This is a genomic window from Vibrio splendidus, assembly GCF_003345295.1.
Taxonomy (GTDB): Bacteria; Pseudomonadota; Gammaproteobacteria; order Enterobacterales; family Vibrionaceae; genus Vibrio; species Vibrio splendidus_K.
Map to the genome: position 1 here is coordinate 832130 of NZ_CP031055.1, position 16299 is coordinate 848428.

General features: G+C 44.6%; 12 protein-coding genes. 7 read left to right on the forward strand and 5 right to left on the reverse strand.

Annotated features, from left to right (window positions below):
• Window positions 1-64 precede the first annotated feature (64 nt).
• Window positions 65-604 carry an alpha/beta hydrolase YcfP gene (gene ycfP / locus DUN60_RS03735; protein WP_017093527.1) on the forward strand — a complete coding sequence of 180 codons (540 nt, stop codon included), beginning with the start codon at window positions 65-67 and terminating at the stop codon, window positions 602-604.
• A gap of 510 nt (window positions 605-1114) precedes the next feature.
• Entirely contained in the window at window positions 1115-2404 is a 1290-nt protein-coding gene (locus DUN60_RS03740) for an NAD(P)/FAD-dependent oxidoreductase (RefSeq protein WP_004736261.1), read from the forward strand.
• Between the two features lie 95 nt (window positions 2405-2499).
• Here the strand turns inward: DUN60_RS03740 and DUN60_RS03745 are convergent, their stop codons facing one another.
• The 4 genes from DUN60_RS03745 to DUN60_RS03760 form a co-directional block, all read right to left on the reverse strand.
• Window positions 2500-3045 (reverse strand): GNAT family N-acetyltransferase, encoded by a 546-nt coding sequence (locus DUN60_RS03745; RefSeq protein ID WP_114633209.1) that lies wholly within the window; start codon window positions 3043-3045, stop codon window positions 2500-2502.
• 147 nt (window positions 3046-3192) lie between these two features.
• Window positions 3193-3960 (reverse strand): peptidoglycan binding protein CsiV, encoded by a 768-nt coding sequence (locus DUN60_RS03750; protein ID WP_114633210.1) that lies wholly within the window; start codon window positions 3958-3960, stop codon window positions 3193-3195.
• Between the two features lie 63 nt (window positions 3961-4023).
• Complete coding sequence (gene mfd / locus DUN60_RS03755) at window positions 4024-7485, reverse strand: transcription-repair coupling factor (protein ID WP_114633211.1); 3462 nt, start codon at window positions 7483-7485, stop codon at window positions 4024-4026.
• Window positions 7486-7491: 6 nt separating this feature from the next.
• Window positions 7492-8061, reverse strand: coding sequence for a hypothetical protein (locus DUN60_RS03760; protein WP_004736257.1), 570 nt, complete (start codon window positions 8059-8061; stop codon window positions 7492-7494).
• A gap of 227 nt (window positions 8062-8288) precedes the next feature.
• Here DUN60_RS03760 and lolC point away from each other — a divergent pair, with 227 nt between their 5' ends.
• Genes lolC through lolE form a run of 3 tightly spaced genes read left to right on the forward strand, consistent with a single transcriptional unit; the run spans window position 8289 to window position 11427 of the window.
• A complete protein-coding gene (gene lolC / locus DUN60_RS03765) occupies window positions 8289-9497 on the forward strand; it encodes a lipoprotein-releasing ABC transporter permease subunit LolC (RefSeq protein WP_162808206.1) in 1209 nt (402 codons plus the stop codon).
• On the forward strand, window positions 9490-10182 hold the full coding sequence (lolD, locus tag DUN60_RS03770; RefSeq protein ID WP_017073299.1) for a lipoprotein-releasing ABC transporter ATP-binding protein LolD: 693 nt from the start codon (window positions 9490-9492) through the stop codon (window positions 10180-10182). The genes lolC and lolD overlap by 8 nt, the downstream gene beginning before the upstream one ends.
• Window positions 10183-11427: a lipoprotein-releasing ABC transporter permease subunit LolE gene (gene lolE / locus DUN60_RS03775; RefSeq protein ID WP_102551560.1), complete on the forward strand. Its 1245-nt coding sequence runs from the start codon at window positions 10183-10185 to the stop codon at window positions 11425-11427.
• A 226-nt stretch (window positions 11428-11653) separates the two neighbouring features.
• Here lolE and DUN60_RS03780 read toward each other — a convergent pair whose 3' ends face one another.
• A complete protein-coding gene (locus tag DUN60_RS03780) occupies window positions 11654-12166 on the reverse strand; it encodes a DUF2062 domain-containing protein (protein ID WP_017078948.1) in 513 nt (170 codons plus the stop codon).
• A 17-nt stretch (window positions 12167-12183) separates the two neighbouring features.
• Here DUN60_RS03780 and DUN60_RS03785 point away from each other — a divergent pair, with 17 nt between their 5' ends.
• Together DUN60_RS03785 and msbA are read left to right on the forward strand one after the other, a co-directional pair.
• Window positions 12184-14511 (forward strand): DNA internalization-related competence protein ComEC/Rec2, encoded by a 2328-nt coding sequence (locus DUN60_RS03785; RefSeq protein WP_114633213.1) that lies wholly within the window; start codon window positions 12184-12186, stop codon window positions 14509-14511.
• A 31-nt stretch (window positions 14512-14542) separates the two neighbouring features.
• Complete coding sequence (msbA, locus tag DUN60_RS03790) at window positions 14543-16291, forward strand: lipid A ABC transporter ATP-binding protein/permease MsbA (RefSeq protein ID WP_114633214.1); 1749 nt, start codon at window positions 14543-14545, stop codon at window positions 16289-16291.
• Window positions 16292-16299 lie beyond the last annotated feature (8 nt).

The window sequence follows — 16299 nt, forward strand, 5'->3', positions numbered from 1 at the left end:
TTTAAAACCTTATTTTTCATGTTAGATTAATTAAAACGTACCAATATTCAACAAGGAGGTACTAATGATTATTTATCTACATGGCTTCGACTCAACTAGCCCGGGCAATCACGAAAAAATACTGCAGTTGCAATTCATTGATGATGACGTTCGTTTCATCAACTACAGTACTTTGCATCCAAAACACGATATGCAACATTTGCTAAAAGAAGTGCATAAAGTGATAGAGCAATCCGATGACCCGCATCCAATCATTTGTGGTGTAGGCTTAGGTGGTTTTTGGTCTGAACGTATTGGTTTTTTATGTGGTATCAAGCAGGTGGTGTTCAACCCGAATCTGCACCCTGAGAACAACATGGTAGGTCGAATTGACCGTCCAGAAGAGTACGAAGACATCGCGACTAAGTGTGTTGCTCAATATCGTATGAAGAACAAAGGTCGCTGTTTAGTGGTGCTTTCTCGTGAAGATGAGATTCACGACAATACCAAAACAGCTGCCGCGTTAGAAGATTATTATGATGTCATCTGGGACGAAAAAGAGAGTCATAAGTTCAAAAAAATCTCTCAGCACTTGCAGACAATGAAAGCGTTTAAAAACGCTTAATTATTCCAGTTATTTTATAAAAGCAGCACTCAATTGAGTGCTGCTTTTTTTACATCTGAACCCAAGAGCCGAACATTAATCAAATGGTTGTAGTTATTTTTTGAAGAGTTTGAGCATTTAAAGATAAGTTTGCGCAAACGTTAACTAATTCGCCGCGAATCCTCATTGTGGGTAAGGATTTTTGTTGCGGTCATCTTTTTGCTATATATAATGTTCCCAAGCAAAATATTTTGATAAATATCAAGAAAAATTGAGAGCGAGTGATAAAACTTGCCCATTATTTGTGCTCTACCTCTCAGGTAGTCACCTTTTTATCCAAGTGAGCAAAGCGGCAAGCCAATGTTTGTTGCTTGTAACCCCTCTAACTACTCGGTGAGCTGTCGTTATTCTTTTTCGCGGTAATCCAATTTGTAACAGCCTTCGCATTCAAGGCCGAGTAGATACATAGAATTTATCGGTTGGAGTAATCGAGCCGAACCCCATTTATTCATTTTGTAGAGGATTGTCATTGTGACAAAAATTATCGTAGTAGGCGGTGGAGCTGGTGGTTTAGAACTAGCAACTAAGCTAGGCCGCACTTTAGGTCGTAAAAAGCGTGCCCAGATTACTCTGGTAGATCGTAAAGCAAGCCACCTATGGAAACCATTACTTCATGAAGTAGCAACGGGTTCATTGGACGAGGGTGTTGATGCGTTAAGCTACCGCGCACACGCAAAAAACCATTACTTCGATTTCCAAATGGGCAGCCTGAACGACATCGATCGTGAACGTAAAGTGATCGCCCTGAGCGAACTGAAAGATGACCACGGTGAACTGCTTATGCCAAGCCGTGAACTTGAATACGATATTCTTGTGATGGCGCTAGGCTCAACGTCAAACGACTTCAACACACCAGGCGTTCGCGACAACTGTATTTTCCTTGATAGTCCAGAGCAAGCGCACCGTTTCCGTACAGAAATGAACAACCAGTTCTTAAAGCTTCACGCTAAGAACGGCCAAGGCACAGTAGATATTGCTATTGTTGGTGCTGGCGCGACAGGTGTTGAGCTTTCTGCGGAATTGCACAACGCGGTTAAAGAGCTTCGTACTTATGGCTTTGGCGATCTAGATTCAAGCAAGCTGAACGTTAACCTTGTTGAAGCGGGTGAGCGTATTCTTCCAGCCCTACCTCCTCGTATTTCGAGCGCAGCGCACTCTGAGCTTACGAAGCTTGGTGTAACTGTGCGTACGACTACAATGGTTACACAAGCTGATGCTGACGGCCTAACGACTAAAGATGGTGAGAAGATCCCAGCACAAATCATGGTTTGGGCTGCAGGCATTAAAGCGCCAGATTTCATGAAAGATATCGGTGGTCTTGAGACGAACCGTATCAACCAGTTGGTTGTGAAAAATACGCTACAAACTACGCTTGATGACAATATCTTTGCTATTGGTGACTTAGCGCAATGTACGCAAGCAGACGGTTCATTCGTTCCACCACGTGCACAAGCGGCTCACCAGATGGCAAGTTGTGCGTTTAGCAATATCATTGCTAAGTTAAACGGCCGCGACCTGAAAGATTACATCTACAAAGATAAAGGCTCACTTGTTTCGCTGAGCCGATTTTCTACGGTAGGTAGCTTGATGGGTAACCTAACTAAAGGTTCGATGATGGTTGAGGGTCGTATTGCTCGTATCGTTTACATCTCTTTGTACCGTATGCACCAGATGGCACTTCACGGACTAATTAAAACATCGCTGATGATGTTAGTTGGTCGTATTAACCGTGTACTTCGTCCAAACCTAAAGCTTCACTAATCAGGTAAGCCTTCTAAGGTTATTACGCTGATAATAAAAAAGAGCTCTTCGGAGCTCTTTTTTGATCGTGTCGACTACGTGTTGTTTTAGCCTACTTAAGAGGTTGGAGGTAATACGGAGTAAACCACGCCATCTCTCGGCTTACCGTTAAAGATAAAGCGATTCTTAGCAATGGTTTCACGTTCAGCGCCACATTTCTCGATCAGCTTTTGGCTGGGTAGGTTCTCTGTATCGCAGACAATCTCCAAACGCGTTAACTTGAGCAGTGCAAAGCAAAATTCAAATAAGGCAATCATCGCTTCCTTGGCTATCCCTTTTCTTTGAAATTCATCACCCACCCAATAACCTAAACTTGCCATGTTAAAGGTGTGGTAAAGCTCATTAATGGCCACCATACCGACTAACTTATCGCTTTTTCGCTCGAAGATACCAAAGCCAAACGCTTCGGCTTTAACCCAGTTTAAGCGAGTCGCCAGAATGAATTTCTCGGCCTCGATGATAGAAAACTCGTCGTGGCACCAGTCGAGCCATGGCAATAAACTCGGGGAGGACTTAACTAGCTGCGAAAATTCTTGAGCGTTTGAGACTTCAATAATTTTGAGGCTGAGATTTTGTGTATTGATCTGAAAGTCAGGGCTCATAGGACGTACCAAGTAACGTATAAGTAAGTACCGCGTGAATATAGCCTGTACTAATAAAACGCCCTCACAATGGAGGGCGTATTGAATGCATCAAGTTCGGTTCTATATAAGAATAGCTGAGTTACTGAGCTATTCTTATTATGCTAATTATTGCGCCACACGTCGAACTTGAATCACCATGCCAAGAAGCGGGTGATCAAGGTAGTGAGTCTCAGTACTGCGCATACGACGTTTTTGGTCCATGCGGTAGCTCTTAAGGAACTCTTCCACTTCAACCGTGGGAGAAATCTCAGTGAGGTTGCCCACTTGAACATTGCTTTCGGCGCCACTTACTGGTGAATCTAGCTCGATTTGTTGCTCTTGAAGAGTCACTTCACGAACGCTCGGTGCTTTTAAATCCAATGTTGTTTCAGCGTAGAGGTAATGCTGAACGTAGATTTGCAGCTTGCCGTCTAATTCGTACAGTGGCTTATCAATGGTCTCTTCTTTGAAGCCATCAGTATTTGCTGCAGTTACTGCACCTTTCTCTGAACCGTCAGCGTTGAAGTCTTTTGAGAAATCTTTACCTGCTTGAATGTGGAATACAGGTGCCGAGCTCTTACCTTGGTCGCCCTGACGCCAAGCGGTATGCATTAGCACTTCAAAACCAGCGTGTTTACGTAGTTTGTCTTTCTGAGGCGTTAACTTGTATTCCGAGTAAGGCAGCATTTGTACGCCTTTCTTTGCTCGGTATTGGGTGTCTTGAAATGAACCAACGCGCTCAAGTGAAATCTTAGGCTGTGTGTTAGGCCAAGATTCATTCACTTTTTCTGCTTCAACAGCACGCTTAAAAATGATCACTTCTATATCAAATTGTCTCTGCGCCAAACTTGGCAGTGAGACGAACAATAGTAGCAGTGGGATCAGTCTTTTCATTTTTACTCCGTCTTCCAGCCGATCTATCGGCTGGATAATTTATATGTGCAAGTGGATTGGGTCTTATGCTGAAGGCAGCAAGTTCTGTCTGAATTCGCCCAATAAATCACTAACAAATTGAATTCGTTTCCGTCTGTCGACCAATGGTATCGTAAACTTGAACTTTGTTGGTCCTTCCATTGAAAACTTTTGCGGTTGAGATTGCAACAGTTTAACAAGGTAGGCCGGGTTTATGTCAGCATCTGGGTAGAATTCTAAGAATCCACCTTTATCGTGAGCTTCAATTTTCTTCGCTTTGATTGACGCAGCGGCTAATTTTAGCTCAGAAACTGACAACAAGTTCTTGGTAGCATCAGGTAGAAGGCCGAAGCGATCAATCAGCTCGACTTTCAACTCGGCCAATTCGTCGGTGTCACTCACGCTCGCAATACGCTTATAGGTAGACAAACGTGTATTGATGTCTGGGATGTAGTCATCAGGCAACAGTGCAGGCAGGCGCATCTCAATTTCAGTTTGTTCACGCAGTAGGTCATCAAGCGATGGCTCTCGTCCCTCTTTTAATGCCTCAACTGCTTGTTCAAGCATCTCCATGTAAAGCGTAAAGCCAACCGACTGGATTTGACCACTCTGTTCATCACCTAGTAGTTCACCTGCACCACGAATCTCTAAGTCATGGGTTGCTAGCGTAAAGCCTGCACCTAAGTCTTCAAGGGAAGCAATGGCGTCTAATCGCTTGACGGCATCTTTGGTCATTGCTTTCGGGGGAGGTGTTAGCAAGTAGGCATAAGCTTGGTGGTGAGATCGACCCACACGCCCACGCAATTGGTGCAGTTGCGCTAAACCAAGGTTATCGGCTCTGTCCATTAATATGGTATTTGCCGTTGGTACGTCGATACCTGTTTCTATGATGGTTGTACACACTAGCAAGTTAAAACGCTGGTGATAGAAGTCATTCATGATGCGTTCTAGCTCTCGCTCTCGCATCTGACCATGGGCAACGGTGACACGCGCTTCTGGAATCAGTTTTTGCAGTGACTCAGCCGTCTTTTCAATCGTGTCGACTTGGTTGTGCAGGAAGTAAACTTGACCACCACGCATGATTTCACGCAGTACCGCTTCTCTGACTATTGCGTCATCACTCTCGCGAACAAAAGTCTTTATTGCTAAGCGTCGTGCGGGTGGTGTGGCGATGATGGAAAGATCTCGCATACCGCTCATTGCCATATTCAACGTTCTCGGAATCGGTGTCGCGGTTAGCGTGAGGATATCGACATCCGCGCGCATCGCCTTCACTTTCTCTTTTTGGCGCACACCGAAGCGGTGTTCTTCATCAACGACTAACAAGCCAAGGTCTTTAAACTTAAGGTCACTGGAAAGCAGCTTGTGAGTACCCACTAAGATATCGACCTTACCGTCGGCAACATCTTGCATGATCAATTTCTGTTCTTTAGCTGATTTAAATCGCGACAGAACTTCGACACGTATCGGTTGGTTTGCGAAACGGTCTCGGAAGTTTTCAAAGTGTTGCTGAGCAAGTAGCGTTGTTGGTACTAACACAGCCACTTGTTTGCTGTTGTCGGTACATACGAATGCCGCTCGCATCGCGACTTCGGTTTTACCAAAACCAACGTCACCACACACTAAGCGATCCATGGCTTTTGCTTGGCACATATCCGACATAACAGCATTGATGGCCATTGCTTGGTCATCCGTTTCTTCAAACGGGAAGCCAGACTTGAAGGTCGCGTACTGGCCACGATCGAGTACAAATTTGTAGCCAGGTTTTAGCTCACGCTTGGCGTATACATCAAGTAATTCCGCTGCAACATCACGTACTTTTTCAGCCGCTCGTTTACGAGCTTTCTGCCATGCTTCACCGCCAAGTTTGTGTAGCGGTGCGGAATCTTCAGCGCCACCAGAGTAGCGGCCGATTAAGTTCAGAGATGCAACGGGCACGTAGAGCTTGGCATCATTTTGATACTCAAGCGTTACGTATTCGGTTTTCATGCCACCGGCTTCTAGAGTTTGCAGGCCGATGTAGCGACCAATACCGTGGTCTATGTGAACGACAGGTTGACCCGGTTTAAGTTCGGCTAAGTGACGAATGACAGTGTCGCTGTTAACGCTTTTCTTGTCTTTCTTACGACGTTGTACAACGCGATCACCTAACAGGTCGCTTTCACAGACAAGGGCGATGTTTTGCTCTTCGTGGATAAAACCATGCTCAGCCGAACCTAGGATCAGGCTGAATTTATCTTTACCTTTAATCGCCGCGTCGAGGTTTTCAACTTCGCTTGGACGAACTTTGATGCCTCGAAGCAATTCACTCAATGCTTCACGGCGGCCTTCAGACTCAACCGAAAAGACCACTTTGCCGTCGAAGGCTTCAGTGAACTTTCTTAGGTTAGACAAAGGTTCTTTATTCTGATGTTGAACACTGAGATCAGGCAGAGATACAACCGGAAGGTTGGTACGTCCGGCTTTTTCTTCAATTAAATCTAAGCTCAGATTGACCTGTGGCTTTTGTTTGAAATGTGCGAACAGTTCGTCTTTTTGTAGCCAAAGTTGTTCAGGTTTCAGCAGTGGTCGTAACGGGTCAACACCGCGTTGTTCGTATCGATGAGAAACGTCTGTTAGGAATGAATCTACCGCGGTCTCGACATCACCTAGAACGAGGATTTGCGCTTCATCGGCAACATAATCAAACAAGGTTTCAGTATGGTCGAAGAACAGCGGCTGCCAGTATTCAATACCTGCGGGCCAAGTGCCTTTTGAAACCTGCATATAAACCGATTCTGGTTCACGGCGCGCATCAAATTGTTGGCGCCAGCGAATGCGGAAATCTTCAATAGCACTTTCAGAGGTTGGGAACTCGTGAGCTGGCAGCAAACGGATCTCAGAGATATCTTCAATAGAGCGCTGATTTTCAGGATCGAAAGTACGGATGGTGTCGATCTCGTCATCGAAGAAGTCGATACGATACGGGTCTTTGCTGCCCATTGGGAACAAGTCGAGAATTGAACCTCGGCTCGCATACTCACCCGGGCCAAACACTTGGTCTACGTAACGATAGCCAGATTTTTCAAGTTGAAGACGCAGCTTCTCTAACGAGTACAGATCGCCCGTTTTCACCATTAAGGTGTGCTGCAACAAGAAGTCACGTGGCGACTGACGTTGTAGTAGCGTGCTGATCGGAACGATCGTGATGCCATCTTGTAATGTTGGCAATGCATAAAGGCGAGCGATACGATCAGAAATGATCTCTTGGTGCGGTGAGAAGCTGTCGTATGGCAGAGTCTCCCAATCAGGGAATAGTGCCACTTCATGTGACGTAAACTGTTCAATTTCTGATTGAAGCTTGAGTGCGATTTGAGGATCGGGCACTGCAAGTAAAGTATGGCTGTTATGCTGCTCCGCAAGTCTAGCGATAGCAAGCGCGAGAGATGAACCAACTAGGTTGCCGATGTGTTTTTTATCACCGGCACCTTTGAGCTTAGGTAGTGTAAAAATGGATTGTTTTGTCATGTCTATTTACTTGTTATCTCGTTCTAGAGAGCGTTGACGTAAGAGCTTTTGTTGTTGATGAAGTGCAGCCTTGATCAGCAAGTCTTGGTCAGTATCACGAAGATGAGCGTATTTGAATTTGATTTCGAAGCCTGAATCTTTTGGTTCGCTAGCGAAGACTTCTGCGTAGCAGTAAATAGCGGCGGCAGGGTGCTCGATAAAGAGCTTGGCTTTAACTAAGCGACCCGCTTCGATATCTGTTTTGGAAAAACAAGAGAACTGACTCGCGCCAAATGAATACGTGTGGGTACGAAATTGTTCATCATCTTGTTGCGATAACATAAAGCTCAACAAGAGGTTTAATTTAGAGTTCTGTGCATCTAATAAACTGATGACATTCTTCAAGTCGCTGTTTTTCAGTTCGTTGCGAGCACTGTCAGCTAATAGATCCAATTGGCTAAATTCACTTGCCACGACAAACGGGGCAGGGATCTCAGATTCGAATTGAATTTGAGAAGGTAAAGTGAAGCCGCTGTCCATTGGTTCAATATTCGCGGTGAGGCTGTGGTGAACGGTGAAAAACTCTTGTTCTGTCATGCGTTAGTTCCTTGAAGTGATCTATTGATTATCGCTATGTGGCCGCAGTAATCAAGGTCAGTTAATTGAAAGTCTCAAATAGTTGTTTGAAAGTTGGCTATTTGACAAGGTTCTGTTTTTCAAGCCTAACTAATTGAGTTAATTCACTCTATATTTTCAATTAACCCCTACACAGTAACAGCAATACCCGTTACATTAACCCGCATCCCCTTTAGATGGTTCAAAGTATGTTTCATCCTATTTCGTTGTTTGTTGGCCTGCGCTATTTGAAAGGTCGTTCAGGTGATCGCTTTAGCCGTTTTGTTTCTTATATGTCGACGGCAGGTATCACTATTGGTGTGCTGTCTTTAGTTACTGTTTTATCGGTAATGAATGGATTCGAAGCGCAGTTAAAAGACCGGATTCTCGGTGTCCTTCCTCAAGCGGTGGTTTATGAGCAAGGCGGTATCACCTCTCTTTCTGCTCAAGCGCCTAATTTTGCAGAGCAAATGTCGCTCAATGGTCACGTTGAACCTATTGTTCGCAGTGAAGCGGTAATTCAAAGTCCTGCTCAGTTATCTGCAGGTCTGTTGATCGGCATTGAACCTAATTCGGATGACCCACTTCAAAACCACTTAATAGCGGGCAGATTGTCTTCACTGAAAGCAGGGCAATATCAGTTGTTTCTCGGTCATACTTTGGCGAGAAATTTGAAAGTATCAATGGGTGACAAAGTTCGTTTAATGGTGACCAGTGCTAGTCAATACACGCCTCTAGGACGTATTCCAAGCCAACGAAATTTCACAGTAGCCGGTATATTTAATACAGGTTCTGATATCGATGCTCAATTGATGGTGACAGATATCCAAGATGCCGGGCGTTTGATGCGTTACAAATCGGACACGATTTCAGGTTGGCGACTGTTTTTTGATGACCCATTTGAAGTCGCAGAATTATCAAACCAGCCTCTGCCGGAAGGTTGGGTATGGAGCGACTGGCGTGACCAACGCGGTGAACTATTCCAAGCCGTTCGCATGGAAAAAAACATGATGGGTTTGATGCTTGGGCTGATCATTGGTGTTGCTGCATTCAATATTATCTCAGCGTTGATTATGGTAGTGATGGAGAAGCAATCTGAGGTTGCGATTCTTAAAACCCAAGGCATGACCGATGGTCAAGTTATGGGGATTTTCATGGTTCAAGGAGCAAGTAGCGGCGTGATTGGTGCTTTATCTGGTGGCGTATTAGGCGTTATTTTAGCCATGAATCTCAATACTATTTTAGAAGCGATGGGCGTTGCTCTGTTCTCGTTTGGTGGGCAACTGCCAATCATGATTAACCCAATCCAAATCGCCGTTGTTGTGGTTCTGGCTATTGCACTTAGCTTGATTGCCACTGTGTTCCCTTCTTATCGTGCATCGTCTGTGAAACCTGCTGAGGCCCTTCGTTATGAGTAATTTTCTTCAATGTAATGATATCCGTAAAACGTACCGTGAAGGCTCGTTAGATACAGAGGTGCTCAAGGGAGTCAGCTTCGAAATCGATAAAGGTGAGCTGGTTGCAATCATTGGTACCTCTGGTTCTGGTAAAAGTACCTTACTTCATATCTTAGGTGCTCTAGATGATGCTTCAGCGGGAAGTGTGAGCTTTCTCGACCAAGATTTAGCGTCTTTGAGCTCGAATAAACAAGCGAAGCTTCGCAACCAACATCTTGGGTTTGTTTATCAATTCCATCATCTTCTTTCAGACTTTTCAGCGTTAGAAAACGTGGCGATGCCTTTGCTTATTGGTGGTGAAAAGCCAGCTAAAGCAAAAGAAGAAGCGCAACGTCTGTTGGATAAAGTTGGATTGAGTCATCGTGTTGACCACCGACCTTCAGAGCTTTCTGGTGGTGAGAGGCAGCGTGTGGCGATTGCTCGCGCGTTGGTTAACAAACCGGCGTTAGTGCTGGCTGATGAGCCAACCGGCAACCTTGACCACAACACGGCACTGTCTATTTATGACTTAATGCGTGAGTTGAACCGTGAATACGACACTGCCTTTTTGGTCGTCACTCATGATGGGGAACTTGCAGGCAAGATGGATCGTCAATTGCACATGCAAGACGGATTGTTGGTCAACGTAGAAAAAGAGGAGAGCTAAGTGTTTTCTTCTTTATCCTTATTGATTGGCGGCCGATTTAGCCGAGCAAAACAACGAGACAAGATGGTGTCGTTTATCTCTTTGTCATCGACGATTGGTATTGCAGTTGGTGTGGCTGTGATCATCATTGGCTTATCTGCCATGAATGGCTTTGAGCGTGAACTGCAATCACGAGTGCTTTCTGTTATCCCACATGGTGAATTCGAGGGAGTGAATGAGCCAGTTACTCGCTGGGAGCATGTGATTGAGCAATCGGTGAAAAATGACAAAGTCGTCGCGGCTGCGCCTTATGTTAAAATTACTGCGCTTGCTGAAAAGGGCAAAGAGTTAAAAGCGATTGAAGTCAGAGGCGTTGATCCTCAACTTGAGAAGCAGGTATCTAGCCTTTCTAGTTTCATAGACAAACAAGCTTGGAGTGAATTTAAAGCGGGGCAACAACAGATCATTCTGGGTTCTGGTGTGGCGAATGTGCTTGGCGCGAAAGTCGGTGACTATCTGACTTTGATGATTCCTACTGTTAATGGTTCAGTGAAGGTGCAAGCACCGAAGCGTGTACGCGTTAAAGTGGTCGGTTTGTTGACGCTTAACGGTCAGATAGATCATAGCTTAGCTTTAATCCCTCTTGGTGATGCCCAAGTTTATGCCAACTTAGGTGAGGGTGTTACTGGAGTTTCTTTGAAAGTCACCGATGTTTTGAACGCGAACTCCATTGTGCGTGAAGTGGGTAATCAGCTTGATGTTTATGTCTACCTGCGCAGCTGGCAACAGAAGTTTGGTTTCTTATATCGTGATATTCAATTGGTTCGCACTATCATGTATCTAGTCATGGTATTGGTTATTGGCGTGGCTTGTTTCAACATTGTCTCAACGCTGATGATGGCAGTAAAAGACAGAGCCTCTGAGATCGCCATTTTAAGAACCATGGGCGCATCAGACGGCCTTGTTAAACGTATCTTTGTTTGGCAGGGCGTATTTTCGGGCGTACTAGGAAGTTTAATTGGCAGTGCGATAGGTGTCTTAGTGGCACTCAATCTAACGACTATTATCAAAGGGCTCGAAAAGCTGATCGACCATCAGTTCTTATCGGGCGACATCTACTTTGTCGACTTCTTGCCATCACAACTCGACATGATGGATGTCGTTGTAGTTTCAGGTACGGCGATTGTTTTAAGTCTACTGGCTACATGGTATCCAGCCTCACGAGCGGCTAAGCTAAACCCGGCCTCGGTGCTTAGCTCGAAGTGATTTTCGAAGTAATGCGCTAAGTAAACGTCACGTTGCGCGATAGACTAACGGCATAAACAAAAAAAGGATCCCTGATGGGATCCTTTTTTATTGAATTCAATTCGTGTTCTTTACGACTTTCGTTACATGTCAATCTTGCAGAGTTCAGTGGCTCATCTGATTTTAACTTGTGTACGTTTTAAGTGAAGCGCATACAAGGATAGATTGAATAACAGGGTACGGTCGTTCAGTACCTTGCTTGTCGCTTCTTCCAGCTTCTTACTACTGAGTAACGCCATAACCCGCGAATACCAAAGTAGCCAACCATTGCAGAAACCACACCACAAATCAGACAACCCAGCAGGAACGGAGGTCCTATGGTGCTCATTTGCGCCAAGATGAAATCCCAAGACAGTTCGAAATGAAAGGCTTGAGGCGGCACATGCATCACAAACGCGCCTACTTTATAAGCAAAGTAGAACAGCACCGGCATAGTCACAGGATTACTGATCCAAACCAGTGCGACAGACAGTGGTAGGTTAACACCACATGCGACCGCAAGACCTGCAGACATAATCATTTGACTTGGTAAAGGGACAAACGCCATGAATAACCCAACAGCGAACGCACCAGCCGCAGAGCGACGATTAAGGCACCATAAGTTGGGGTTGTACAAAACATTGCCAAAAACTTTCAATGCTTTCTGACGTTTGATTAGCTCATGGTCAGGCATAAATCGTTTGATAAACTTTCTTGGCATAGGAGGAAGCTACTCTCTTGTTTAACACTTGGTTCTTGATTTCATTTGCTGCGACAGTTGTGTCTGCCAGCTTCTGGCCTGTGATGCCACATTGGGTTTGGGCACCATTGATGCTGTTGTTACTGCTAGCATCAACAAAGTATAGCGTTTTCCGGAGAGCAAGAGGTCTAGCAACAGCACTGATACTAGTTATCTGCCTAGGGAATGCGATTGAAATACAAACGAGTCGCTTATTCCAATCAGGGCAGAATACTACCATAAATGCTTCGGTTGTTAGCCTTTTTAGTGAAAATAGCCACGGTTTTGAAAGCGTAATAGTAGCCAGATCAATTGGCGGCGAAAAATTAATCTTTCCCCAATTGATAAAATTGCGTTTGTTTACTCCTTTTAAGTTGACGCTCGGGGACGATGTCTATTTATCTGTCTCAATAAAACCAGTGTGGGGTAAACTTAATGAAGCAGGCTTTGATCTAGAAAAGTATTTGTTTAGCACCGGTGTGGTTGCCAATGCAACTTACAGGGCCGATACCAAATATCGAATTCACACCAATACCAACATGCGGTCTCATTGGTTTGAAAACCGTCTTGAAAGGTTAAGTGAGTTAGCAAATCAAGACCTCATTATGGCTTTGAGTTTTGGTTATCGAGACCTTATCCATCCTCAGCGTTGGGATTTGCTTAAAAGCAGTGGTTTGATTCATTTGATGGCTATCTCGGGGCTACATATTGGGATTGCCTTTGGTATTGGCTATCAGGCAGGAAAGATATTCAGGTTACTCTCAGCTTCATTTCTTTGGTTTCCCACAATATTCGGGCTTGGCTTAGCCTATTTCTACAGTTGGTTTGCTGGATTCACGCTGCCAACCTTGAGAGCTTTAGTGATGTGTATTATCGCGAGCTATTTCTTGTGGCGTGGGCAAAATATCAGTGTGCTTCGGTATGTCGTCTTAAGCCTGTGCGTGGTTCTGCTGATTTGGCCGTTTTCAGCATTGTCGAGTAGCTTTTGGCTATCCTTTGGTGCGTTGGGTGCCGTTATTTATATCGCCTTGAATAGTCGGTCATCATCTTCAAATGCCACTTTTATCGATCGAGGGCTGCAGCTCATCAAGATTCAGCTGATGCTGACATTTCTTATTGCTCCCTTTTCGATACTGTTTTTCAAAGGGGTGAGTCTAGTCTCTGTTCTCTACAACTTACTCCTTTTGCCTTGGGTATCAATGGTGACGATCCCGCTACTGTTTCTTGCGATGTTACTTAGCTTAATATTGGAGTCAGTGCCGGAGGTGATTAGTTTAACAGCGTTAAGTAATGGTTTTTCTGAACAGCTATGGATGTTGGTCGACTTGTCGCTTGATCCTCTCGTATTTAGCCTTCCTTTCTCTGAACGATTTTGGATTCAAGTTGATAATCACAGTATGGTGTTGTCTGTATTCCTCATCTTATTTTTCGGGTTCGTCAGTCGATATCTCAAACGAACACTATCAATATTGGTCATTGCAGTGTTTGTATTGTGGTGGGAGTTCGGTAAGCAGCAAAACAAATTAACAATCGATATCTTGGATGTAGGGCATGGGTTGTCTTTAGTTTTGGAAAAGAACAATCAGGTCGTTGTTTACGATCTCGGCAACGCGTGGCAGGGAGGTTCGATTGTTGAATCCTTGCTGATTCCCTCCTTGAATCAGAGAGGAGTTCATGAGGTGGAAGGTGTGATAGTGAGTCATTTCGATTCTGACCATGCTGGTGGCTATCCGGCGTTACTTGAAAACTACAATCCTAAGTGGATAAGAGCCAGTCAGAACATCAATCAACAAACAAAATCTACTGTTCAAGTTCAGTCGAATATCCAAACATGTACTATTGGAGAGGTGTGGAACTGGCAGGGTCTAGAGTTTGAGGTTTTATGGCCACCTCAAAGAGTAAAGAGGGCGTACAACCCACATTCGTGTGTGGTCAGGATTTTTGAGCCCAATTCTGAGTTCTCGATGTTGCTAACTGGTGATATTGAACGGGTAAGTGAGTGGCTACTTGCTCGTGAAGGTCAGCGGCTCAAGAGCGACGTGATGCTTGTCCCGCATCATGGTAGTAATTCGTCGTCGATTAAGCCGTTTATTGAGGCAGTTTCACCTCAGCTAGCAATTGCTTCTTTGGCCAAAGGTAATCAGTGGGGAATGCCAAGCAAATCTGTGATTGAACGTTATCATGAAACGGGTAGTGCTTGGCTTGATACCGGAGAAAGCGGACAAATAACCATCACTATCAGCAAGGAAGGTTGGAAATATCATACGATTAGAGAACAACAAGGCAGGCAGTGGTATAGGCAGATGCTTCGTAAGGGAGTAGAATAGATAGATTATTGTGAGAAAATTAAGCGATTCTATGTCAACACAAACAGATGAAACTACCTGGGTCACATTTAAAAGACTTTGGACTTATATTCGACTGTATAAGGCCGGCCTTGGTGTTGCGGTTATTGCGCTTATTATAAATGCCGTCTCTGATACCTATATGATTTCCTTACTAAAGCCTTTACTTGATGAAGGCTTTGGTAACGCTGAGTCTGATTTTTTACGCACTCTCCCTATTATTATCTTTGCCATGATGTTCATTCGTGGTGTGAGTGGCTTCGTCTCAACCTACTGCTTGAGTTGGGTCTCTGGCAACGTGGTGATGGAGATTCGTCGTAAAATATTCAGTCACTTTATGCACATGCCGGTATCTTTCTTTGATAAAGAGCAGACGGGTGCACTGCTATCTCGCATTACTTACGATTCAGAACAAGTTTCTGCAGCAACCAGTAAGGCTTTGGTCAGTATTGTGCGTGAAGGTGCCAGCATCATTGGCTTGTTGACGCTGATGTTCTGGAATAGCTGGCAGTTGTCTTTAGTTCTATTTGCTGTCGCTCCTTTTGTTGCTTGGGCAATTAGTATTGTATCAAAGCGATTCAGAAAAATTTCTAAGAACATGCAAACCAGCATGGGACATGTTGCTTCTTCAGCAGAACAAATGCTGAAAGGTCATAAAGTGGTTCTAACTTACGGTGGTCAAGAGCTAGAAAGAGGCCGTTTTGATACGGTTAGCAACCAGATGCGCCAACAAAGCATGAAGCTGGTGACGGCTCAAGCTGCCGCTAACCCAATTATTCAGATGATTGCCTCTATCGCGATTGTTGTTGTTCTTTATCTCGCCAGTGTTGAATCGATTAAAGCTGAGCTAACGGCAGGTACATTTACGGTTGTATTCTCGGCTATGTTTGGCTTACTACGTCCACTAAAAGCGTTAACCAATGTAACGTCGGAATTCCAACGAGGTATGGCGGCGAGTACCACTCTATTTGGTTTAATGGACTTAGATACTGAGCAAAACAAGGGTACGCTGAAACCTGAAACCGTAAATGGTGAAGTTGCGGTAAAAGATGTGATATTTACTTACCAAGGTGCTGAGAAACCAGCGCTTGATAAGGTCAGTTTTAATATACCGAAAGGCAAGACCGTTGCACTTGTCGGCCGATCAGGTTCAGGCAAGAGTACCATTGCTAATCTGTTTACTCGTTTTTATGACGTAGATTCAGGCTCTATCGAACTTGATGGACATGATATTCGTGATTACGAATTGAGAAATCTACGTGAGCACTTTGCGCTTGTTTCTCAAAATGTACACCTGTTTAACGATACGGTAGCCAACAACATTGCTTACGCAGCAGAAGCTAAATATTCTCGCGAACAAATCGAACACGCGGCTAAGCTTGCTCATGCTACTGAATTTATCGAAGGCATGGAAAACGGCATTGATACGATTGTTGGTGAGAATGGGGCAAGCCTATCTGGCGGCCAAAGACAACGTATCGCTATTGCAAGAGCGTTGTTAAGAGAGGCTCCAGTATTGATTCTTGATGAAGCTACATCGGCTTTGGATACTGAATCAGAGAGAGCGATCCAATCTGCGTTAGAAGAGCTGCAAAAGGACAAGACAGTATTGGTTATCGCACACCGACTCTCTACTATTGAACAAGCCGATGAGATCTTAGTGGTTGATGATGGTCGTATTGTAGAAAGAGGTGCACACGCGGAGCTAATTGCGCATGATGGCGCTTATGCGCAACTACACCGAATTCAGTTCAGCGGATAAGATTAGGT